Below are 20,185 nucleotides of genomic sequence, written 5' to 3' on the forward strand. Positions count from 1 at the left end.
ACGGATTGACGAAACTCGTCGCATGGGTTTCAACCGTCTGGAGCATAGAGATAATTCCCGCGAAGGAGCACCTGCCATGAGCGAGCGCATCGAGATCGACGGCCTGAAGGTCGCCAAGGAACTCTACGATTTCATCAACGAGGAAGCGATGCCCGGCACCGGTGTGGCGCCCGCATCCTTCTGGTCCGGCTTCGCGGAAATCGTGCGCGATCTCGCGCCGAAGAATCGCACCCTGCTTGCCAGGCGCGACGAATTGCAGGCGAAGATCGACGATTGGTACAGGACCAGGCGCGACACCGGCTACACGCAGGAGGAATATCAGAGCTTCCTCAAGGAAATCGGCTATCTCCTGCCCGAAGGCGAGCCCTTCACCGTCTCTACTGCGGATGTGGACCCGGAAATCGCCGCTCTTGCCGGCCCGCAGCTCGTCGTGCCGGTCATGAATGCGCGCTATGCCCTCAACGCCGCCAATGCCCGCTGGGGTTCGCTCTATGACGCACTCTACGGCACCGACGCGATCCCGGAAACGGACGGCGCGGAACGGGGCAAGGGCTACAACGCCAAGCGCGGCGAAAAAGTCATCGCCTGGGCCAAAGCGTTTCTTGATGAGAGCGTGCCGCTGGCATCAGGCAAATGGGAAGACGTTACCGGCTTTGCCGTGGAGAACGGCACTCTGACCCTTAAGCTTGCCGATGGTTCCACGACGCGCCTCAAGGATACCGGCCAGTTTGCCGGCTACGGCCATTCGCCCGAGCAGCTTGAAGAGATCATGCTGGTCAGGAACGGCCTGCATATTGATATCGTCATCGACCGCGACCACCCCATCGGCAAGACCGACAAGGCCGGCATATCCGATGTGATTCTCGAGTCCGCCCTCACCACGATCCAGGACTGCGAAGACTCCGTGGCCGCCGTCGACGCGGCGGACAAGGTGCTCGTTTACCGCAATTGGCTCGGCCTCATGAACGGTACGCTCAAGGCGACCTTCGAGAAGGGCGGCAAGACCGTCACCCGCGAGCTTGACGACGATGTGCGCCTCACCGCGCCCGATGGCAAGCCGCTGGTCCTGCCGGGCCGCTCGCTGATGCTGGTACGCAATGTCGGCCACCTCATGACCAATCCGGCAATTCTCGACGCCAATGGCGATGAAATCCCCGAAGGCATCATGGACGCGGCCTTCACCGCGCTCATCGCGCTCCACGATGTCGGGCCGAACGGACGCCGCAAGAATTCCCGCGCCGGCTCCGTCTATATCGTCAAGCCGAAGATGCATGGGCCGGAAGAAGTCGCCTTCGCCTCGGAGCTCTTCGCCCGCGTCGAAAAGCTAATCGGCATGAAGCCCAACACGCTGAAAATGGGCATCATGGACGAGGAGCGCCGCACCACTGTTAACCTCAAGGAAGCGATCCGCGCCGCAAAGGAGCGCGTGGTGTTCATCAATACCGGCTTCCTCGACCGTACCGGCGACGAAATCCACACCTCCATGGAAGCGGGCCCGATGATCCGCAAGGGCGACATGAAGCAGGCCGCCTGGATCGCCGCCTATGAGCAATGGAACGTCGATATCGGCCTCGAATGCGGGCTTTCCGGCCATGCGCAGATCGGCAAGGGCATGTGGGCCATGCCCGACCTGATGGCGGCGATGCTGGAGCAGAAGATCGCTCATCCCAAGGCTGGCGCCAACACCGCCTGGGTGCCCTCCCCCACGGCGGCGACGCTCCACACCACGCATTACCACAAGATCGACGTGGCCGACGTGCAGGCGAAGCTGAAGAGCCGTCCGCGCGCGAAGCTGGAGGACATCCTCTCCGTCCCCGTCGCCACCCGCCCGAACTGGACGCCCGAAGACATCCAGCACGAGCTCGACAACAATGCGCAAGGGATTCTCGGCTATGTCGTGCGCTGGATCGACCAGGGCGTCGGCTGCTCCAAGGTGCCCGACATCAACAATGTCGGCCTGATGGAAGACCGCGCTACGCTGCGCATCTCCTCCCAGCACATCGCCAACTGGCTGCACCACGGCGTGGTGACGGAGGAGCAGGTAATGGAGACGATGAAGCGCATGGCCGCTGTCGTTGACAAGCAGAACGCCGGCGACCCGAACTATCGCCCCATGGCTCCGAATTCCGACAACTCCATCGCCTTCGCCGCCGCCTGCGATCTCGTCTTCAAGGGCCGCGAACAGCCGAATGGGTATACGGAACCGGTGCTGCACGCGCGGCGGCTGGAGCTGAAAGCGAAGGGGTGAATATCAGCGGATCGAAATCCGGTAAGCCCTTCCCACATTTCCAGCCAAAATAACCCGGCATATTACTCTACAGAACAGTACCCACGCTCGCCGGTTTGGCATCCTCCTCCCATCGTCATCCTCGGGTCAAGCCCTCGAGGATGACGACAGTTCTGCGGATGTACACATATTCGTCTGCTTGACATTTCCCGTCATCATTTTAATTTAGAATTATTCTAAACAGAGATACCCGCCCATGCTCAGCCGCTTTTTCCGCACCGGTCGCCGTCCCTTTTCATCGCTCTCGGAACAGGAAATCCTCGCCCTCGCCATCTCCTCGGAGGAGGATGACGGACGCATCTATCTTTCCTATGCCGATGGCTTGAAAGACGAGTTCCCCCAGACGGCGAAGATATTCGAGGAGATGGCGGCGGAGGAAAACACCCACCGCGAGCGGCTGATCGAGATCTATCGCAAACGCTTCGGCGAGCGTATTCCGCTGATCCGGCGCGAGCATGTGAGCGGCTATTATGAGCGCAAGCCCGACTGGTTGGTCCGCCCCCTCGGTATCGACAAAGTTCGCCGAACCGCTGAGGAAATGGAAGACCAAGCCTATCGCTTTTATACAGAAGCCGCCAAGCGTGTGACCGACGCCTCCACCCGCAAGCTCCTGGGCGACCTCGCTCTTGAGGAAAAGCAGCATGAATCGCTGGCGAGCCGTTTGGAACGCGCGCTCACCCCAGCGAATGTGCAGGAGGAAGAGCGCGAGACGGAGCGGCGGCAATGGCTGTTGACCTATGTCCAGCCGGGCCTAGCCGGGTTGATGGACGGTTCCGTCTCGACCCTCGCGCCCATCTTCGCTGCCGCGTTTGCGACGCAGAACACCTGGTCCACCTTTCTGGTCGGCCTGTCGGCATCCGTGGGCGCGGGCATATCCATGGGCTTCACCGAGGCAGCGCATGACGATGGCAAGCTCTCAGGGCGCGGCTCGCCTTTGAAGCGCGGCATTGCCAATGGCGTGATGACGACGCTGGGCGGCCTCGGCCATGCCCTCCCCTACCTCATCCCGCATTTCTGGACCGCGACCAGCATCGCCATCGCAGTGGTCTTCGTGGAACTATGGGCCATCGCCTACATCCAGAACCGCTATATGGAAACGCCGTTCCTGCGTGCCGCCTTCCAGGTGGTGCTGGGCGGCGCGCTGGTCTTCGCCGCCGGCGTGCTCATAGGCAATGCCTAACCCTCATCCGGCAGGACAATATTGCTTTTACCCTCTTCGACCTGATCGATGACGAGCAATTCGAGAAGGGTCGAGCCGATATTGGCCCCTCGGTGCCATTGATTGATCGATTCCACAATAAATTCACCTGTATGAAAGACCCTGCTGCTTTTGGTGTCCTCATTGGAAACGCGAAGCGTGCCCGCCAGCACATAGCCATAGCGGGGAAAGCTATGCTTATGCATCGGCAACTCCAGCCCCGGCGGGATTTCGTATTTCGCGACGATAACCTGGGCGTTTCCCTGCGGCAGCAAAATAGGCTGCCCGCTGGTTGTTTTGCTGGTATCGAGAACAGGCTTTATAATCACGTCTTTGCCCTTCTTTACTCCTCGTCATGAAGGAGAAGCGAAAGAATAAGCATCTATATATGTCAGTAATATTCAATTGCTAGCATTAAGAGCATTTTATGGTAAATATGGCGAATTATCTATTTACGGTTGTGTATCCGTTCGTAGAGCCTGCGGACAATCCCGCTCGCCGTCGTCTCGAACAGGAACGGCAGGAAAGCATGGATCATCGCGGCAAAAGCCGCGGCGAAGAGCTGCATGGAAAAGCTGGTCGCGAAAGCCATGTGCTCAAAATAGGTCTCGTCCACCGATGCAGGATGATCGGTAAAAAGATGGGTGATGCGGTTCGACATTTTGACCTCCCAAGTTCTCCATTTTCCTGATCTTACCGCCGCCACTCGGCCCTGATATCCCAATTTATCCTTGATATCTGCAGATTATTGGGACAATCATCCCAAGCATGATCGTGGAACTCGATGAAATTGACCGCCGAATCATCGGCGAACTCCAGCGCGACGGCACCCTCTCGGTGGACGCGCTTTCGGAACGGGTGAACCTTTCCCGCAATGCCTGCTGGCGGCGGGTGAAGCGGCTGGAGGAGGAAGGCGTCATCACGAGCCGCGTTGCGCTCATCGACGCCGACCGCGTCGGGCTTGGCCTATCGGTCTTCATTCTGGTCAGGACATCCAACCACGACCCTGACTGGCTGAAGCGATTCCGCGAGGCGGTTTTGACCTTGCCGGAGATCGTCGGGGTCTACCGCATGACCGGCGATCTCGATTATGTGCTGCGCGCCCGCGTCGCCGATGTGAAGGCCTATGACCGGCTCTATCAGCGGCTCATCGCAAAAATACCGCTTTCGGATGTTTCCGCCTCCTTCGTCATGGAGGAGATCAAGGAAACGACGATCGTGCCATTGGAAATCCGCTGACGATCCTTTATTGCGCTTGCGATTTTACGCCTCTGCTGAAAAGGTCCACCGCATGTCTACCACATCGCTCTCCACCGCTCCGCGTCTCGGCATCGTGCGCCTTCAGCACGCCAACGGCCTCGACCTTCCCTCCTATGAAACCGCCGGCTCCGCTGGTCTCGACCTGCGCGCCGCCGTGCCGGAAGACCGGCAGATCGTGCTTCTGCCGGGCCGCCGTGCGCTGGTGCCGACCGGCCTCATCTTCGAACTGCCCGAAGGCTACGAGGCGCAGATCCGCCCCCGCTCCGGCCTTGCCTTCAAGCACGGCATCACCTGCCTCAACACGCCCGGCACCATCGATTCCGATTACCGCGGCGAGATCAAGGTGCTGCTCATCAATCTGGGCGACGATGATTTCCGCATCGAGCGCGGCATGCGCATCGCCCAGGCCGTCATAGCGCCGGTGGCGCAGGCGATCATTGAAGAACGGGAAAGCGCCGGTGAGACCGCACGCGGCGCAGGCGGGTTCGGCTCGACCGGGACGGCCTAAGCGCGCCCACCTTACCGATTTGTAAGTATGATTTTCCGTGATCCGCCGTAAATATGCGTGGCGGATCATGTTTTTTTGATCTGTATTTGATTGTAACGGTACTCCGAATGTCTCGCCCTTCCCCCGAGCCCCATGACGCAACATCCAATCGGCATTCGCCGGGCGCCTCGCCGCGCAAGCGCCGCCGCCGCGTCTGGCCGTGGATTGCTGTGGTGGGCGTGCTGGCAGCGGGCGCGGGGCTAGGGATTCTCCCTCGCATCGAGGGCGAAAAGAGCGCGAATATCCTCACCGAGGCGGTAACACGCGGCGATATCGAGAATGCCGTCACCGCCGTGGGTAAGCTCACGCCGGTCAAGGACGTCAATGTCGGCGCACAGGTCTCCGGCCAGCTGAAATCGGTGCTGGTCGAGGTCGGCGACAAGGTCGAGGCAAACCAGCTCATTGCCGAGATCGATCCCCGCTCCATTGAGACCAAGGTGGAGATCTCGAGCGCGCAGGTCGATAATCTCAAGGCGCAACTTCAGAGTAAGCAGGCGCAACTCGTCCTCAAGCGCGCCAATGCGGAGCGCCAGAAGACACTTCTGGCGACGCGCGGCGTCTCGCAGGCGACCTACGATCAGGCCGCCGCCGACCTTGCCGCCGCCGAGGCGGATGTGAAAGCGCTGCAAGCGCAGATCAAAATGCAGGAAGCCACGCTCGAAGGCGACAAGGTCGATCTCGGCTATACCAAGATCTACACGCCGATGGCCGGAACGGTTGTCGACCAGACGGCGAAGGAAGGCGAAACGCTCAACGCCAATCAGACGACACCCACCATCGTCACCGTCGCCGACCTCTCCACCATGACGGTGGAAGCGCAGGTCTCCGAGGCCGATGTCGGCAGGCTCAAGCTTGGCATGCCCGTCTATTTCACTCTGCTCGGCCAGCCCGGCAAGCGCTTCGAAGGCCGGCTGCGCCAGATCAAGCCGAAGCCCGACACCACCAACAATGTCGTGCTCTATTACGCGCTGTTCGACGCGCCCAATCCCGATGGCGAACTGATGGTCGATATGAGCGCACAGGTCTATTTCGTTCTGGGCGAGGCCAGGAATGTGCTGCTGGTGCCTACCGCCGCGCTCAACACGGCGCGCGGTTCTAATGGCAAGCCGCAAACGACGGTTAAAGTCGTCAACGCCTCGGGCGCAACCGAAGAGCGCGTGATCGAGACCGGCCTTCGCAACCGCGTCCAGGCGGAAGTCAAAAGCGGCCTCAAGGAAGGCGACCGGGTGGTCGTGACGTCGGGCGGCGGCACGCCACGGCCCGAGCGGGGCGGACGCGGCGGCATGAGAATGCGGATGTTCTAGCATGATCCCGAAAAGTTGCAGACTTTTCGGATAAGATCATGCGGAAAAACAAAGAGTTAGAGCGTGATGCCCGCACGGGCTTAATCGCATCACGCTCTAAGCATGACGCGCCAGATAAAGGGATGCCCATGACCACCCCGCTCATCCGCCTCGAAAATATCCGCAAAACCTATTCGAACGGCGACCTCGCCGTCGAAGTCTTGCACGGTATCTCGCTCGACATCGAGGCGGGCGAATTCGTCGCCATCATGGGTGCGTCGGGCTCCGGCAAATCGACGCTGATGAATATTCTAGGCTGCCTCGACAGCGCCACCAGCGGTCAATATCTGCTCGACGGTGAGGATATATCCGATCTCAGCGCCGACGAACTCGCTGCCCTGCGCCGCCGCACCTTCGGCTTCGTCTTCCAGAGTTACAATCTCATCGCCACCTCCACCGCGCGGGAGAATGTCGAAGTTCCGGCCATCTATGCCGGAACGCCCGCCGCCGAACGCCAGGCTCGCGCTGCGGAACTCCTGACCGCGCTTCGCCTCGGCGACCGGTTGGATCACCGCCCGAACCAGCTTTCCGGCGGCCAGCAGCAGCGCGTCTCCATTGCCCGCGCGCTGATGAATGGCGGGCGCGTCATCCTTGCCGACGAGCCGACCGGCGCGCTAGATAGCCAGAGCGGCGAGGAAGTGATGGCGCTGCTGCGCTCCATGCATGAGCAGGGCCATACCATCATCGTCATCACCCATGCGCGTGAAGTGGCGGAGCAGGCCGACCGGCTGATTGAAATCCGCGACGGCCACATCCTCTCCGACCGAACCGAGCGCCCTGTGTCTGACCGCGCGGCGCCCGAACAGTTGCGGCAAGCCTCGGGCGGCGGCACGGCGGCCATCGCCGATTTCTCCGAGGCGGTGAAGATGGCGCTGCGGGCGCTCCGGGCCAATCTTTTCCGTACCATCCTGACGCTGCTCGGAATCATCATCGGCGTCAGTTCTGTCGTCGCCATGCTCGCCATCGGCTCGGGCGCGCAGAAATCCATCCTTGATCGCATCAACGCCATGGGATCGGACCTCTTGCTGATCCGGCCAAGCATGGCGAATTTCCGCGGGTCCGGCTCCATCGTCACCCTCGTGCCGGCGGATGCGGATGCCATCAAGGAATTGCCTAATGTCGCCACCGCTGTGCCGGAAGTCGGCGGGTCGGTGACCGTGCGCTACGGCAATGTCGATTATCAGACGCAGGCGAACGGCACCACGCCCGCCTTCACCACCGCAAAGTCGTGGAAAGTGGAGCGTGGCGATTTCATCAATCAGAGCGATGTGGATAGCTATGCCCCGGTCGCCGTCCTCGGCACTACGGTGGTAAAGACGCTGTTTCCTGACGGAGCTGACCCAATCGGCAAATACATCCTTGTGCAGAAGATTCCGTTCCAGGTCATCGGCGTGATGGAATCGAAGGGCGCCGGGGCCGGCGGCAACGATCAGGACGATGTGGTGATCGTGCCGCTTTCTACCGCCAATCTGCGGCTTTTCGGCCAGAAGCACCTGCGCAGCATCACCGTGCAGGTGAAGAATGGCGATTTGATCGACGCGACTCAGGACCAGATTCAGGCACTGCTCGACACCAGGCACAAGGCCGAAGATACAATGATCACCAACATGTCGTCGATCCGCGAGGCCGTGACTCAGACCTCCAACACCATGACGCTGTTTCTCGGCTCCGTGGCCGCGATTTCGCTGCTTGTCGGCGGCATCGGCGTGATGAACATCATGCTCGTCAGCGTCACCGAGCGCACCCGCGAGATCGGCGTACGCATGGCGACCGGCGCGCGCACGCGCGACATCCTGCTGCAGTTCATCACGGAAGCGCTCACCGTCTCCGCCATCGGCGGAGCGCTCGGCGTGGCGCTGGGATTGGGGATCGGCGGCATCGCCCGCTATTTCGGCATGCCCATCGCATTCAGCCTCGGGCCCGTGGCGCTCGCCTTTGCCTGCGCTTTCGCCACGGGACTGATCTTCGGCTTTCTCCCCGCCCGCAAGGCCTCCCGCCTCCAGCCAGCGGTCGCGCTATCGTCGGAGTGATAAAGCACGATCCCGAAAAGTTGCAGACTTTTCGGATAAATTGCATGCGGCAAACAAAGAGTTAGAGAGTGATGCCCGGATGGGCCAATCGCATCACGCGCTAACATTACTTGAAACGGACCGGCACGGTGAACTGCATCCGCGACTTAGCCAGCGCCGGTGGCGGGGCGGGAACAGGTGACGCGCGGCGCACCATTTCTTCCGCCAGGCTGGTGAGCGCCGGATCGCCGGATGCCGCGCGCACAGAAAGCACATTGCCCGTAGGATCGATGCTGAAGGTCACGCGGGCCGTGCCCGTGGTCCCCGGCGAGCGGCGCTGCAGATAACGCTTCTGGCGTTCGAGATGCGCCTGCAGTTTGGCTTGCCACCGGTTGGAGCTTACGCCCGGATTGCCTGACGTGTCGCTGTTGCGGTTGGCGGCCACCGTGCGCCCTTCCGCCGCGTCCACCTGCGGCGCAGCCGCCACTTGCTTCTTCGGCTTCGGCTTTTCGACCTTCTTCGGCTCGACCTTTTTAAGCGTTTCCGGCTTCGGTTTCGGCTTCTCGGCAACCTTCGGCTTTTCGACTGGCTTCGGCGCGACGACTTCCGGCTTCTCCGCCTCGACCAAATCGGGCACCGGCTCTTCTTCGGGCTGTTCGACTTCCTCGACCGGCTCCGGTTCCGCCTGGGCAACTTCTTCCGGCAGTGTTTCCGGCTGCACTTCCTCTACCGGCTCGGCAGCCTCGGTCTGTTCCGGCTCAACCGGCTCTTCCGTCGCCTCCTCCGCCTCGGCGACGGGCGCGAGCGCGGCCTCTTCCACCATGGGGGCCATCGGCTCCGGCGCGAGTTCCATCATGATCGCCGGAGGAGCCGATCCCTCGGTCTCCGGCGGCGCGGGTTGAAGCTCGCTCAGTGCATAGGCTCCGGCGGCATGCGCCATCAACATGACAAGCCCTGCCCCACCCCACAGCGCGACGTCGCGCCAGCCGGTGCGCTGCGGATCGTCGGAATGCGGCGGAACCGGGGGATGGCCTTCCGGCAGGTCGGGATGGGAGGAACGGGTCATTGTGCAGGCGCTCCTGCCGGCGCACTTGGCACCGTTTCAAGCCCCACCAGCGCGATCTTGAGATAGCCCGCCTGGCGAAGCGTGTTCATCACATTCATCAAATCGCCATAGCCGACCGCCTTGTCGGCGCGCAGGAAAATGCGCGTGTCCTTGTTTGTCTGCGACAGGCGGTCGAGCGTCGCGCCCAGCGTCTCGCGCGTCGCCGGATCGTTGCCGACATTGAGCGACAGATCCTGCTTCAGCGTTACATAGAGCGGCTTGTCCGGCCTAGGCTGCGGCGTCGCGGCGGATGCCGGCAGGTCGACATTGATATCGACGGTCGCAAGCGGCGCCGCGACCATGAAGATGATCAGCAGCACCAGCATGACGTCGATAAAGGGCGTCACATTGATCTCATGGTTTTCCTCGAGCTCTTCGCCGCCGCCTTCGCGTATTCTTGCAGCCATGGTTCTTACTCCGCCGCCGCTCTCGCCTCATGCGCCGGCACCGCATGGATGCCCGCCGCGCGGAAGTCGATATCGCGGCTCACCAGACGCTCGATGCCCGCCGAGGCATCCGCCAGAAGCTGCCGGTAGCCGGTGATCGACCGGGCGAAGACGTTGTAGATCACGACAGCCGGAATAGCCGCGACAAGGCCGATGGCGGTGGCAAGCAGCGCCTCCGCAATACCGGGTGCGACAACGGCGAGGTTGGTCGTTTGCGCCTCGGAGATGCCGATGAAGGAGTTCATGATGCCCCAGACCGTGCCGAACAGGCCGACGAAGGGGGCCGTGGAGCCAATGGTCGCGAGCACACCCGTGCCCTTCGACATGCGCCGCCCGGCGGCCGCCTCGATGCGCGACAGGCGCGAGGCGACACGCTCCTTGAGGCCTTCACCATGGCCTTTGATCGCGCCGGCGGACAGCCGCACTTCCTCTTCCGCCGCCCGCACCATCAGCGCGCCCGTGCCCTTTTTGGCGTGCAGCGCGCGGAAGGCGTCTTGCAAGCTGCGCGCCTCGGTAATCTCTTTCAGCGCCCGCTTGGCCATCATCCGCGCGCCCGCAAGCTCAAGCGACTTGGCGAGCCAGACTGTCCATGTAATGAGCGAGGCGAAGGCGAGACCGGACATCACGGCTTTAACCACCCAGTCGGCGGCCATGAACATGCCCCAGGGCGAAAGATCGTGCGGAAGTTCCACCTTCGCCGCCTCATCGCCCGCGGCAGCCACCGGCTGTCCCGCTTCCGGCGCGGGCTGGGGAGCCTGCTCACCCTGCGGGGCCGGAGCCGCCGCTGGCTGGGCTGCCACCGGCGCAGATGGCGCGGCAGGCGCGGTTGCGGCAGGCTGGGGAGCCGCCGGCTCCACCTGTGCCTGAACCGATGGCGGAAGGAGGATGACCGCGAGGCAACCGAATGCCACCGCCCTGAATTTTGCCTTGAACACGTCCTGCGCCCTCTTTAGAGCATGACCCCACAATTTGCAGACTTCCTGGATAGGATCACGCGGCTAAAAACCTAAGTCCGGATTTCCAGAAACTCTTAACCACTCATAACATGATAGTGCAAGTCATGTTTTGCGTTTCGTCATGCCATATGCGTTTTTCACAGGCCGGCTTCCTGGCATGATCCCGCGCCGGGCGCTTGCGGCCTTCCGCTTTCCCCTATATCGACGCCCAAAAACGACCGTTGCGCTTCGCTTTTGCGGCAACACCCCTGCCCCGCCCCGACTATCGTTGCGCGGATCACAGCTCAAGTACCCGGAGGACCCATGGCCGACCATTCTTACATCCTGACTCTCGTTTGCGAGGATCAGCCGGGGATCGTCGCGGCGGTCACGACGGAGCTGGCGGGCATCGGCGCGAACATCGCGGAATCGAACCAGTTCTGGGACCGCCAGACCAACCGCTTCTTCATGCGCATCGCCTTCACCGCCCCTGCCAGCATTTCGAAGGACGATATCGAGCGCGGCATCAAGCCCGCCGTCGAGCGCTTCTCGATGAAAACAGCGATTGTCGATCAGGCCCGGCGCCCGAAGATCATCGTCATGGTGTCGAAATTCGACCATGCCATGCTGCATCTCCTCTATCAGATCCGCGTCGGCTGGCTCGATGCCGAGGTCGCGGCCATCGTCTCCAACCATGAGGATTCCCGCCGCACCGCGGAGCTGGAGGGCATTCCCTATCATTATTGGCCGGTGAACCGGGAAAACAAGACCGAGCAGGAGGAGAAGCTGCTGGCGCTCGTCAAGGAAACGGGAGCCGACCTGGTTATTCTCGCCCGCTACATGCAGGTGCTTTCAGACAATCTGTCGAAGCGGCTTTACGGCAAGGTGATCAACATCCACCATTCCTTCCTGCCGTCCTTCAAGGGGGCAAAGCCCTACCACCAGGCGCATGAGCGCGGCGTGAAGCTCATCGGCGCCACCGCGCATTACGTGACGCCCGATCTCGACGAGGGGCCGATCATCGAGCAGGAGACCGAGCGCGTCACCCATGCAATGACGCCGGATGATTTCGTCGCCACCGGCCGCGACATCGAAGCCCGCGTCCTCGCCCGCGCCGTCAAGCTGCATCTGGAAAGCCGGGTGATGCTGAACGGGCACAAGACGGTAGTGTTTGGGTAGGCGATTCCTACCCTTCCACCAGCACCGCCCGCAAATCGTTGACATTCGTTCCCGTCGGACCGGTCGCGAACAGGTCGCCTACCGCCTCAAACGCGCCCCACGCATCGTTGTCCGCCAGCAGCGCCGCGCCGTCACGGCCCAGGCCCAGCAGCCGCGCGACGGTCGTGCCATCGGCAAAGGCCCCTGCATTATCCTCCGAGCCATCGATACCATCGGTATCGGCGGCAAGCGCGGTGATGCCGTCGAGGCCGTCGATGTCGAGCGCGAAGGACAGGAGAAACTCCGTATTGCGCCCGCCCTTACCCTTGCCGCGCAAGGTTACCGTCGTCTCGCCGCCGGAGAGCAGCACCACGGGCTTGCGGAACGGCCTGTCCTTCAGCAGCACCTCCCGCGCCAGCGCCGCATGGACATGCGCGACCTCGCGCGCCTCGCCCTGAATGGCGTCGGAGAGGATCACCGCCTCGACGCCCTGCCGCCGCGCTTCTTCCGCCGCAGCCTCCAAGGATAGGGCGGCGGAGGCGATCACCCGCACTTCATGGCCGGAAAAACGCGGATCGTCCGGCTTCGGCGCATCCGCCGCCGCGCTTTCAAGATGGCGCAGCGCCGCTTCCGGCAGCGGCAGGCGGTAGCGCTCGACGATGCCAAGCGCATCCGCGCGGGACGTCCTGTCCGGCACGGTCGGCCCTGATGCGACGAAGGCCGGGTCGTCGCCGGGAATATCGGAGACGATGAGCGACACGACCTTGGCCGGATTGGCCGCGGCGGCGAGCCGTCCGCCCTTGATGGTGGAAAGATGCTTGCGTACGGCGTTCATCGCCGCGATCGGCGCGCCGGAGGCGAGCAGCGCCCTGTTGACCGCGATTTCATCCTCCAATGTCATGCCGTCGGGCGGCGAAGGCAGCAGCGCCGAGCCGCCGCCCGAGATGAGCGCCACCACCAGATCGTTCCCGGTGAGGCCCGATACCGCCTCGAACAACCGCTTGCTGGCCGCAAGCCCCGCCTCATCGGGCACGGGATGCGCCGCCTCGATGATTTCGGTCTGCCGGCACTCGGCGCCGTAGCCATAGCGCGTCACCACAACGCCCTCGAGCGGACCGTTGCCCGCCCGCTCCCATGCCTTTTCGAATGCCCGCGCCATCTGCGCCGAACCCTTGCCCGCCCCGATGACGATGGTGCGCCCCTTCGGCCTTTGCGGCAGGCAGGCGGCGATGGCCTGTTCCGGATTGGCGGCGGCCACCGCTGCATGGAACAGGGATGCCAGAAAAGTCTTCGGGTCGGCAATGATCATCGCGTTCCTCCTTTTATTGCCCATCCATAGTAAATCCGCGCCCAAATGGGAACCGAACCGGCGATGGGCCGTTACTTGGACGATAGTTCGCCCTCCATCACCCAAGGAGAGAAACCATGGCTCAAGTATCGCCCACACTCCGCCAGCCCAAGGACATCCTCAAGGATAGCTCCAATGGCGGGGAGGACACGACCGATCTGCAGGCTCAGATAAGCCGTCTCAAGGAGGATATTGCTGGCCTTGCCTCGGCGATTACGGATCTGGGGTCGGAAAAGGTGCGCGAGGCCAGCCGCAGCGCCGCCAAGACCTATAATAGCGCGCGCCGCACCGGCGAAGACACCGTCAACCAGCTTCACGACCAGCTGGCCCAGTCCGCCCGCGAACGCCCCCTGACCACCATCGCCGCGGCGGCGGGCATCGGCTTTTTGCTGGCGCTGATGGCTCGCCGCTGATGTTGCACCTTCTTCTCCCCTTTTTCGGGCAGGAGCTGGGTGCGACGATACGGGGTTGGAAACATAAGAGCGCCTGGATTGCCGTGATTGCTTTTTTTACGCTGGTAGGCGTGAGTTTCCTGCTGGCGACGGCCTATCTGGCGCTCTCAATGGTGCTGGGAAGCGTCTATGCCGCGCTGATCATCGCACTTGGATGTTTCGCCATAGCCATAATCGGTGTCTTCGTCCTCAAGATGTCTGAAGCCCGGCGGCAGCGCCGGATACGCGAACGCCGCGAATCGGAGGGATCGACGATGCTGATTGCAACCGCCCTCGCCGTTCTGCCCAGCCTGACGAAGCGTCCCATCATCGCGGCTGCCCTGCCAATTATCGCGCTCGCGGCTTATGGTCTGATGTCTGACGGAGCGGCGGCGAGAAACAAGGATCGCAGCGCTTCCCCACAGAACTAGGGATTCATCCCTTCTCCGCTTCCAGCGACGGAAAGCGGATTACCGCCTTCGTGCCGCTGGGAGTATTGCTGCCGAAATGCGGCGAGTCGCCGAATTGCAGGCAGAGCTGCTCGATCACCAGCATCCCCAGGCCCTGATGATTGCTCCGGCGGCCGGGGCGTTTGCCTTTCCCGTAGCCCACGCCATCGTCGGCCACCGTAAGCGCCAGCGTTCCGTCCTCGCCTCGGCCGAAGCTGATAGACACCGTCCCCTCCCGGTTATCGGGAAAAGCGTGTTTGACGGCATTGGTGACCAGCTCGCCCAGGATGACGCCGATGGTCGTGGCATCGCGCGCATTGAGGTTGACAGGCGAGAAATCCGTCTGGAACTTGATCCGCCCGCCGGAAGTCAGAGCCAGCGTGAGGTCTTCCATGACCGATTGCAGGAACTCATCCGCGCGGACGGATTCGAGATCCTCGCCAAGTCTGAGGCGGCGGTGTGCCGTCGAGATCGTCTGTACGCGGTCGCGCGCGGCGATAAGCACCCGCCGTGTATCCTCATTGGTTGCCTGCCCCAATTGCAGGCTGAGGAGCGAAGCCACTGTCGCAAGCGAATTCCCGATGCGGTGGTTGCTGTCCTGCAGGAGCACTTCAACACGCTCGCGCTCGCGCTCGGCGACGGCGCGCGCATGTTCCAGTTCCACCGTACGCTCCCTGACGGCCTGCTCCAGAAGCACATTTTCGGAAAGCAGCGCGCTCTGCCCCTCGCTCAATTGGCGCGCATAGCGCTGCACCCGGCTGAACAGGAAATAGGCCAGCATCACCGCGCTGCCGAGCGCCGCCAGCGAAGTAACTGTCAGCCAGTCGCGGGTACGGGTCACGATTTCATTGCGCTGAATGAGCCGGCGGTCCTCCTCATCCATGAAGGTGCGGATCGCCTTGCGCAAATCGTCCATAAGCATCTTGCCCTTGTCGCTATGGACCTCTTCCAGCGCTTTCCCGAATCGTCCCTCGATTGCCAGCTCGACCGTCTGCCTCACCCAGGTCTGGATTTGCGCGGTGAGGCCGGCGATTTCCTGAACGCGCGCTTCCTGCTCCGAATTGCTGCGAGCCATCCCAGCGAGCCGCCCGATGGATTCATCGATGGAGAGCGAGGCCGCGTGATAGAGATCGAGATAGGAGCGGTCCAGCGTCAGGAGGTAACCGCGCTGGCTCGTTTCCATATTGGTGACGAGCAGGAGCGTTTTATTCGCCTGATGGAGGAGCTGATAGGTGTTGGAAACGTCGGCGATCTGATGGTTAATGCCTCGTGTGAGAAAAACTGTGGAAGCCGCCGTCAGCAGCACCAGGGCGAGTGAGATAATGACTGCAAGCTGCCGCCAATAGGCCACCCGTATCCGAGGTTTCGGCACTTGTCGCGAAGTTGTGTTCATCTGACCCGCTAAAAGGAGTTACAGCCTTTACGAGCCAGATCATACGCTTCTCTTACCGAAAAGCGAAATCCCACATTTTTGGCCGGGTTCAATCCCGAACCGAAGATTGCTGCAACAAGAGACAGCGGGCGTTCGGATGAGCTTGTTCAGTCGGAATTACCTCATGCAAAGGAACGGGTCGTTACCGGCGCGGACACCGCATCGGGGCCATAATCGGACTCCCCATTGACGCCAAGCAGTTCCTGGAGTCGCGTGCGCGCCCGGCTGACCCGGCTTTTGATGGTGCCGACGGCGCAGCCGCAAATTTCCGCCGCCTCTTCATAGGCAAAGCCCGATGCACCGATGAGAATGATCGCCTCGCGCTGGTCGGCGGGCAGCTGGTCGAGCGCCTTGCGGAAATCCTGCAGGTCGAGCGCGCCATATTGCGACGGATGCACGGCAAGCTGGCTGGTGAACGTGCCTTCGCTGTCCTGCACCTCGCGGCCGCGCTTGCGCATCTGACTGTAGAACTCGTTGCGCAGGATGGTGAAGAGCCACGCCTTGATATTGGTCCCGATCTCGAAGGACTCCTGCTTGGCCCACGCCTTCATGATGGTATCCTGGACGAGATCGTCAGCCTTGTCCTGCTGGCCGACCAGCGAGACGGCGAAGGCGCGCAGGCTGGGAAGCGCCCGCAACAGATCCTTCTTAAATGTAGTGCGGGTTTCCATGTCGATCACTCCATGACCGGGACGTTGATTTGGGCGTCCTCGGCGGGTTGGCCGGTCGATTGGCCACGCTCAGCCTGATCCAGTTTTTCGAGAAGATCGAGGAACCGCTCGGGGATGGTCTCTTCCTGGATGGAGGTGTAGAGGGCCTTCAGTTTCGAGCCGATCTCGCTATTGGGGCCCAGTTCGTCCCGCCCGTGGGCAGACTTTCCGTCCGGGGTTTCCGCACGCGGACGAAGATTGGATTTTTCGCTCATTTTGTCCCAGCCATTCTCTTTTCAAGCCCAATGACAGGCCGCATGTTTATGCCGCATTTCGATCCTATAATGCGGGTCGCTGTAAAAAGTTCCGTGTACGAGGAACTTTTTTCCCTCGGATGCGTTTATCAACGGCAGTACCGTGACTTATACGGACTTGAAGGGAGCTCAAGCATGACTTTATCGACGCGCATCGCGCCGCATCTTCCCTATCTTCGCCGCTTTTCCCGTGCCGTGACCGGCTCCCAGACCTCAGGGGATGCCTATGTGGCGGCCACATTGGAAGCGCTCATTGCCGATATTTCAATTTTTCCCGAATGTTCTTCCGACAAGATAGGTCTTTACAAGCTTTTCTCCAGCATGTTCGAAACGACAGCCATCCGGGTTCCCGAGGCGACGTCGGACTTAAGCTGGGAAGCGCGGACCGCGGCCAATCTGGGCGGCATAGCGCCCAAGGCGCGGCAGGCTTTCCTCCTCGTCTCCGTGGAGGCGTTCAGCGAGAAAGAGGCCGCCGAAATCCTCGATGTCAGCGAAGAGGAGCTGATGGCCCTTCTGTCCGAGGCGTCGCAGGAAATCTCGCGGCAGGTGGCGACGAGGATTATGATCATCGAGGACGAGCCTCTGATCGCCATGGATATCGAGCAGATGGTGCAGAGCCTCGGCCATGAGGTCGTGGGCATAGCCCGTACGCATAAAGAAGCGCTGGAGTGCTACCATTCCGCCAAGCCGCGCATGGTGCTGGCCGATATCCAGCTTGCCGATGGCAGCTCCGGGCTCGATGCTATCAATGAAATTCTCCAGACGAGCACCATTCCGGTCATCTTCATCACCGCTTTCCCCGAGCGGCTGCTGACAGGAGAACGCCCCGAGCCGACCTTCCTGGTCACCAAGCCCTTCAATCCTGAAATGGTGAAGGCGCTGATCAGCCAGGCGCTGTTCTTCGAAGAAAAATCGAAGCTGGCCGCCTGAACAATCGAGCATGACCCCGAAAAGTTGCTGACTTCCAGGTGAGATCATGCGGCAAACGAAGAGTTAGAGCGTGAGGCCCGCATAGGCTTAATCGCATCACGCTCTAAAACAATAAGGCAATAAAGCAGCACGTTTACGTCTTGTTTCCTTTTTCGGGGGAAATAGATTGTCATGCTGCCTTATTGCCCTACTGCGCTCTGAAGAGGGAACTTATCTTACCTTTTCGCGTTTCGGACCTCGGACGCGATGAAAAGGAGCGCCGGTGGGGTCACCGGGGGATTGCCATGCGATTGGAAAAAGCGCGTCACGCGAAAATTAACGACCGCACGGACGGCGTAAGCTACGCCGGAAAACTTATATGATGGCCGCCACCCTGCCCCCTGAGATCAAGTCCGAAAACAAGGATAGCGTGCGATTGCGTTCGCTGGTTCAGGCGATCCGTAACAGCGATGTTTTTGTGCTCTACCAATCCCCCGATCTGTCCTATGTCTGGGCGGAAAACCTGCCCGAGGTCTGGAGCGACCTCTGGCGCGAGGGCATCCAGGACGAGGACCTGGTTCAGGAGGCCGTCACGGCGAGGCTCGCTGCGGCCAAGCAGGCGGTGCTCGAAACCGGCGGGTTGCAGCGGGTGGAAATCTGCCTTTCCCATGGCGACGAACTTCGCTGGTTCGAACTCTCCATCGACAGCGACCGCGACGAAAACGGCGCGATCATCGGCATCGTGACGACAGGCGTGGATATCACCGAGCTCAAGCGGCGCGAGCAGGTACTGAAGACCCTGCTGCGCGAGGTCAGCCATCGCTCGAAGAACCTGCTTGCCATCATCCAGAGCATCGCCATGCAGACGGCGCGCTTTACCGAGACGATCGACGATTTCCTCTCTCGCTTCCGCGGACGTGTGCAATCGCTTTCCTATTCGCAGGATCTGGTGACCGATTCCAACTGGCGCGGCGCGCGATTTCACGAGCTGGTCCGCTCCCAGATGCAAAAATATGTCGATATTTCCGACCCGCGCTTTACTTTGTCCGGCGCCGATCCATATATCTTCCCCGGCGCGGCCCTTCACATCGGCCTTGCCCTTCATGAGCTGATCGTCAACTCCGCTGCCTATGGTGCCCTCTCGAACAGCGATGGCCGGGTCGCCGTGTCCGGCCGGTTCGAAAACGCCGGCACGGATACTATGTCGCTTTCGATCAGATGGGATGAAACGGTTCCCGGTGCGCTCAAAGGTCCGGATCCCAATGCCCGCTTCGGCAGCGCCGTTCTGGAGCGCATCGTGCCGATTTCGGTGGATGGCACCTCGACCTACCGCATCGAGCCCAATGGCGTGACCTATTCGCTCGACGTGCCCCGCGCGCACTTCGATTTCTGATCCTCTCGATTTTCCAAAAAACGACCGCACGCACAAAAAAGAATCGCCACGGGCCAGCGGTGCTGGAGCCCGGGGCGATCCGATTTCACGCCTTGGGACGAGTGCGCGTCCTGGCGTAAACGGCTGCAAGGTTAGGGGGGCGCTTGCAGCCCGATGCCTGACATCTTTCGTGAGGGGGGCGGGGTGTGTCAGGCATCGATAGCCAAAGAACGTGCAAGCCTGCGAGTGGTTCCACGGGAAAGAAGATTTTTCTCAATTTTTTGCAATCCCGTCAGCGACATCTACACACAAGGCAGGCATGGTCTCCTCTCGGGGAGCCTTCGATGAAAACGGAACTGCATACATGCATTATCCGTTAACTTCGTCAAAGGAGTTGAAGCCATGCAACATCTGGCTGCCATCATGCTCTTGGTGACGTGCTCGAACGATATGGCCGCGTGCAATGTCCAGCCCGCGCCGACTGTTTCCTACGAGACGATTGCGACATGCAAGACCGAGTTGAAGCCGGCGCTCGACAATCTCGCGGCGGAAAGCACAAAGGCCTACGGTAAATGCGTGGAGGTCGATCCTGAACTCATGGAGCAAGACGCCGCCATTTATTGGGAAATCGACAAGAACGACGAATTGCAGGTCACGATCCTGGACGAACACGAAGATCCGGCGGAGACCGCGCAAAGCGTGTCCGGATAGGCTCGCAATCCACGCCCGATTGGGCTAGAAACGGCTGCCCGCAATTGCCAGCGAAGAAGAGGCAGCCTTGAACCGCAATTCCGCTTCCCATCCCTTTCTCGATCCGCTCTGGCGCCGCGTCGTCCTCATCGGCTTCTGTGCCGCCTGGAGCATTGTGGAATGGACGAGAGGTGATTCCTTCTGGGGAACGTTGACGGCAGGCGTGACGGTTTACGGCGCGTGGGCCTATCTGTGGAAATACCAGCCTGCGGAGGCGAACAAAGAGACAGGCGAATAAGAGC

22 protein-coding genes are annotated in these 20,185 nt (G+C 61.3%); 13 read left to right on the forward strand and 9 right to left on the reverse strand.

What is annotated here, in order from left to right:
* The first annotated feature begins 76 nt into the window (after positions 1–76).
* Together ACOWVG_RS07850 and mbfA are read left to right on the forward strand one after the other, a co-directional pair.
* Positions 77–2,248 (forward strand): malate synthase G, encoded by a 2,172-nt coding sequence (locus ACOWVG_RS07850; protein ID WP_420961239.1) that lies wholly within the window; start codon positions 77–79, stop codon positions 2,246–2,248.
* A gap of 235 nt (positions 2,249–2,483) precedes the next feature.
* Positions 2,484–3,467, forward strand: coding sequence for an iron exporter MbfA (mbfA, locus tag ACOWVG_RS07855; protein ID WP_420961241.1), 984 nt, complete (start codon positions 2,484–2,486; stop codon positions 3,465–3,467).
* Here the strand turns inward: mbfA and ACOWVG_RS07860 are convergent.
* Both ACOWVG_RS07860 and ACOWVG_RS07865 read right to left on the reverse strand, forming a co-directional pair.
* Positions 3,464–3,814: a cupin domain-containing protein gene (locus ACOWVG_RS07860; RefSeq protein ID WP_420961242.1), complete on the reverse strand. Its 351-nt coding sequence runs from the start codon at positions 3,812–3,814 to the stop codon at positions 3,464–3,466. The two genes, mbfA and ACOWVG_RS07860, sit on opposite strands and share 4 nt — an antisense overlap.
* Positions 3,815–3,933: 119 nt before the next feature.
* Entirely contained in the window at positions 3,934–4,146 is a 213-nt protein-coding gene (locus ACOWVG_RS07865) for a DUF6356 family protein (RefSeq protein WP_420961244.1), read from the reverse strand.
* A gap of 107 nt (positions 4,147–4,253) precedes the next feature.
* Here ACOWVG_RS07865 and ACOWVG_RS07870 point away from each other — a divergent pair, with 107 nt between their 5' ends.
* The 4 genes from ACOWVG_RS07870 to ACOWVG_RS07885 all read left to right on the forward strand — a co-directional run bounded on the left by ACOWVG_RS07870 (position 4,254) and on the right by ACOWVG_RS07885 (position 8,665).
* On the forward strand, positions 4,254–4,724 hold the full coding sequence (locus ACOWVG_RS07870; RefSeq protein WP_420961245.1) for an Lrp/AsnC family transcriptional regulator: 471 nt from the start codon (positions 4,254–4,256) through the stop codon (positions 4,722–4,724).
* A gap of 52 nt (positions 4,725–4,776) precedes the next feature.
* Positions 4,777–5,253: a dUTP diphosphatase gene (dut, locus tag ACOWVG_RS07875; RefSeq protein ID WP_420961247.1), complete on the forward strand. Its 477-nt coding sequence runs from the start codon at positions 4,777–4,779 to the stop codon at positions 5,251–5,253.
* Between the two features lie 107 nt (positions 5,254–5,360).
* Positions 5,361–6,596, forward strand: a complete 1,236-nt coding sequence (locus tag ACOWVG_RS07880) for an efflux RND transporter periplasmic adaptor subunit (protein ID WP_420961248.1) — start codon at positions 5,361–5,363, stop codon at positions 6,594–6,596.
* Between the two features lie 122 nt (positions 6,597–6,718).
* Positions 6,719–8,665 carry a MacB family efflux pump subunit gene (locus ACOWVG_RS07885; protein WP_420961250.1) on the forward strand — a complete coding sequence of 649 codons (1,947 nt, stop codon included), beginning with the start codon at positions 6,719–6,721 and terminating at the stop codon, positions 8,663–8,665.
* Between the two features lie 106 nt (positions 8,666–8,771).
* Here ACOWVG_RS07885 and ACOWVG_RS07890 read toward each other — a convergent pair whose 3' ends face one another.
* From ACOWVG_RS07890 to exbB, 3 genes are read right to left on the reverse strand one after another with little or no spacing between them, the layout of a single operon-like run.
* Positions 8,772–9,710 (reverse strand): TonB family protein, encoded by a 939-nt coding sequence (locus tag ACOWVG_RS07890; protein ID WP_420961252.1) that lies wholly within the window; start codon positions 9,708–9,710, stop codon positions 8,772–8,774.
* Complete coding sequence (gene exbD / locus ACOWVG_RS07895) at positions 9,707–10,156, reverse strand: TonB system transport protein ExbD (protein ID WP_420961253.1); 450 nt, start codon at positions 10,154–10,156, stop codon at positions 9,707–9,709. The genes ACOWVG_RS07890 and exbD overlap by 4 nt, the downstream gene beginning before the upstream one ends.
* Positions 10,157–10,161: 5 nt before the next feature.
* Positions 10,162–11,130, reverse strand: a complete 969-nt coding sequence (gene exbB, locus ACOWVG_RS07900; RefSeq protein WP_420961255.1) for a tonB-system energizer ExbB — start codon at positions 11,128–11,130, stop codon at positions 10,162–10,164.
* 324 nt (positions 11,131–11,454) lie between these two features.
* On the opposite strand from exbB, the gene purU reads away from it, so the two are divergent.
* Complete coding sequence (gene purU / locus ACOWVG_RS07905) at positions 11,455–12,309, forward strand: formyltetrahydrofolate deformylase (RefSeq protein ID WP_420961257.1); 855 nt, start codon at positions 11,455–11,457, stop codon at positions 12,307–12,309.
* Positions 12,310–12,316: 7 nt separating this feature from the next.
* On the opposite strand, the gene ACOWVG_RS07910 is transcribed toward purU, so the two are convergent.
* On the reverse strand, positions 12,317–13,597 hold the full coding sequence (locus ACOWVG_RS07910) for a glycerate kinase type-2 family protein (RefSeq protein WP_420961259.1): 1,281 nt from the start codon (positions 13,595–13,597) through the stop codon (positions 12,317–12,319).
* A gap of 116 nt (positions 13,598–13,713) precedes the next feature.
* On the opposite strand from ACOWVG_RS07910, the gene ACOWVG_RS07915 reads away from it, so the two are divergent.
* Both ACOWVG_RS07915 and ACOWVG_RS07920 read left to right on the forward strand, forming a co-directional pair.
* A complete protein-coding gene (locus ACOWVG_RS07915) occupies positions 13,714–14,049 on the forward strand; it encodes a DUF883 family protein (RefSeq protein ID WP_420961260.1) in 336 nt (111 codons plus the stop codon).
* Positions 14,049–14,498 carry a hypothetical protein gene (locus ACOWVG_RS07920; protein ID WP_420961261.1) on the forward strand — a complete coding sequence of 150 codons (450 nt, stop codon included), beginning with the start codon at positions 14,049–14,051 and terminating at the stop codon, positions 14,496–14,498. Before ACOWVG_RS07915 ends, ACOWVG_RS07920 begins: the two co-directional genes overlap by 1 nt.
* A gap of 4 nt (positions 14,499–14,502) precedes the next feature.
* On the opposite strand, the gene ACOWVG_RS07925 is transcribed toward ACOWVG_RS07920, so the two are convergent.
* The 3 genes from ACOWVG_RS07925 to ACOWVG_RS07935 form a co-directional block, all read right to left on the reverse strand.
* The gene (locus ACOWVG_RS07925; protein ID WP_420961262.1) at positions 14,503–15,909 is read right to left on the reverse strand and encodes a sensor histidine kinase; all 1,407 of its coding nucleotides are present in this window, start codon (positions 15,907–15,909) and stop codon (positions 14,503–14,505) included.
* Between the two features lie 161 nt (positions 15,910–16,070).
* Complete coding sequence (locus ACOWVG_RS07930) at positions 16,071–16,619, reverse strand: RNA polymerase sigma factor (RefSeq protein WP_420961263.1); 549 nt, start codon at positions 16,617–16,619, stop codon at positions 16,071–16,073.
* Positions 16,620–16,624: 5 nt separating this feature from the next.
* Positions 16,625–16,873: a NepR family anti-sigma factor gene (locus tag ACOWVG_RS07935; protein WP_420961264.1), complete on the reverse strand. Its 249-nt coding sequence runs from the start codon at positions 16,871–16,873 to the stop codon at positions 16,625–16,627.
* A gap of 174 nt (positions 16,874–17,047) precedes the next feature.
* Here ACOWVG_RS07935 and ACOWVG_RS07940 point away from each other — a divergent pair, with 174 nt between their 5' ends.
* The 4 genes from ACOWVG_RS07940 (at position 17,048) to ACOWVG_RS07955 (ending at position 20,181) form a co-directional block, all read left to right on the forward strand.
* Positions 17,048–17,842 (forward strand): response regulator, encoded by a 795-nt coding sequence (locus ACOWVG_RS07940; RefSeq protein WP_420961266.1) that lies wholly within the window; start codon positions 17,048–17,050, stop codon positions 17,840–17,842.
* A 361-nt stretch (positions 17,843–18,203) separates the two neighbouring features.
* Positions 18,204–19,214, forward strand: a complete 1,011-nt coding sequence (locus tag ACOWVG_RS07945; protein ID WP_420961662.1) for a sensor histidine kinase — start codon at positions 18,204–18,206, stop codon at positions 19,212–19,214.
* A 381-nt stretch (positions 19,215–19,595) separates the two neighbouring features.
* On the forward strand, positions 19,596–19,904 hold the full coding sequence (locus ACOWVG_RS07950; RefSeq protein WP_420961267.1) for a hypothetical protein: 309 nt from the start codon (positions 19,596–19,598) through the stop codon (positions 19,902–19,904).
* Positions 19,905–19,971: 67 nt separating this feature from the next.
* Positions 19,972–20,181: a DUF3329 domain-containing protein gene (locus ACOWVG_RS07955; RefSeq protein WP_420961269.1), complete on the forward strand. Its 210-nt coding sequence runs from the start codon at positions 19,972–19,974 to the stop codon at positions 20,179–20,181.
* Positions 20,182–20,185: the final 4 nt, after the last annotated feature.

Source organism: Brucella sp. IR073 (assembly GCF_049065735.1).
In the GTDB taxonomy this organism is placed as follows: Bacteria; Pseudomonadota; Alphaproteobacteria; order Rhizobiales; family Rhizobiaceae; genus Paramesorhizobium.

Excerpts from the sequence above, each read along its gene's own strand:
- ACOWVG_RS07850 (WP_420961239.1), top strand. The coding sequence starts at position 77 with ATGAGCGAGCGCATCGAGATCGACGGCCTGAAGGTCGCCAAGGAACTC.
- mbfA (WP_420961241.1), top strand. The coding sequence starts at position 2,484 with ATGCTCAGCCGCTTTTTCCGCACCGGTCGCCGTCCCTTTTCATCGCTC.
- ACOWVG_RS07865 (WP_420961244.1), bottom strand. The coding sequence starts at position 4,146 with ATGTCGAACCGCATCACCCATCTTTTTACCGATCATCCTGCATCGGTG.
- ACOWVG_RS07870 (WP_420961245.1), top strand. The coding sequence starts at position 4,254 with ATGATCGTGGAACTCGATGAAATTGACCGCCGAATCATCGGCGAACTC.
- dut (WP_420961247.1), top strand. The coding sequence starts at position 4,777 with ATGTCTACCACATCGCTCTCCACCGCTCCGCGTCTCGGCATCGTGCGC.
- ACOWVG_RS07880 (WP_420961248.1), top strand. The coding sequence starts at position 5,361 with ATGTCTCGCCCTTCCCCCGAGCCCCATGACGCAACATCCAATCGGCAT.
- ACOWVG_RS07885 (WP_420961250.1), top strand. The coding sequence starts at position 6,719 with ATGCCCATGACCACCCCGCTCATCCGCCTCGAAAATATCCGCAAAACC.
- ACOWVG_RS07890 (WP_420961252.1), bottom strand. The coding sequence starts at position 9,710 with ATGACCCGTTCCTCCCATCCCGACCTGCCGGAAGGCCATCCCCCGGTT.
- exbD (WP_420961253.1), bottom strand. The coding sequence starts at position 10,156 with ATGGCTGCAAGAATACGCGAAGGCGGCGGCGAAGAGCTCGAGGAAAAC.
- purU (WP_420961257.1), top strand. The coding sequence starts at position 11,455 with ATGGCCGACCATTCTTACATCCTGACTCTCGTTTGCGAGGATCAGCCG.
- ACOWVG_RS07910 (WP_420961259.1), bottom strand. The coding sequence starts at position 13,597 with ATGATCATTGCCGACCCGAAGACTTTTCTGGCATCCCTGTTCCATGCA.
- ACOWVG_RS07915 (WP_420961260.1), top strand. The coding sequence starts at position 13,714 with ATGGCTCAAGTATCGCCCACACTCCGCCAGCCCAAGGACATCCTCAAG.
- ACOWVG_RS07920 (WP_420961261.1), top strand. The coding sequence starts at position 14,049 with ATGTTGCACCTTCTTCTCCCCTTTTTCGGGCAGGAGCTGGGTGCGACG.
- ACOWVG_RS07925 (WP_420961262.1), bottom strand. The coding sequence starts at position 15,909 with ATGAACACAACTTCGCGACAAGTGCCGAAACCTCGGATACGGGTGGCC.
- ACOWVG_RS07930 (WP_420961263.1), bottom strand. The coding sequence starts at position 16,619 with ATGGAAACCCGCACTACATTTAAGAAGGATCTGTTGCGGGCGCTTCCC.
- ACOWVG_RS07935 (WP_420961264.1), bottom strand. The coding sequence starts at position 16,873 with ATGAGCGAAAAATCCAATCTTCGTCCGCGTGCGGAAACCCCGGACGGA.
- ACOWVG_RS07940 (WP_420961266.1), top strand. The coding sequence starts at position 17,048 with ATGACTTTATCGACGCGCATCGCGCCGCATCTTCCCTATCTTCGCCGC.
- ACOWVG_RS07945 (WP_420961662.1), top strand. The coding sequence starts at position 18,204 with ATGGCCGCCACCCTGCCCCCTGAGATCAAGTCCGAAAACAAGGATAGC.
- ACOWVG_RS07950 (WP_420961267.1), top strand. The coding sequence starts at position 19,596 with ATGCAACATCTGGCTGCCATCATGCTCTTGGTGACGTGCTCGAACGAT.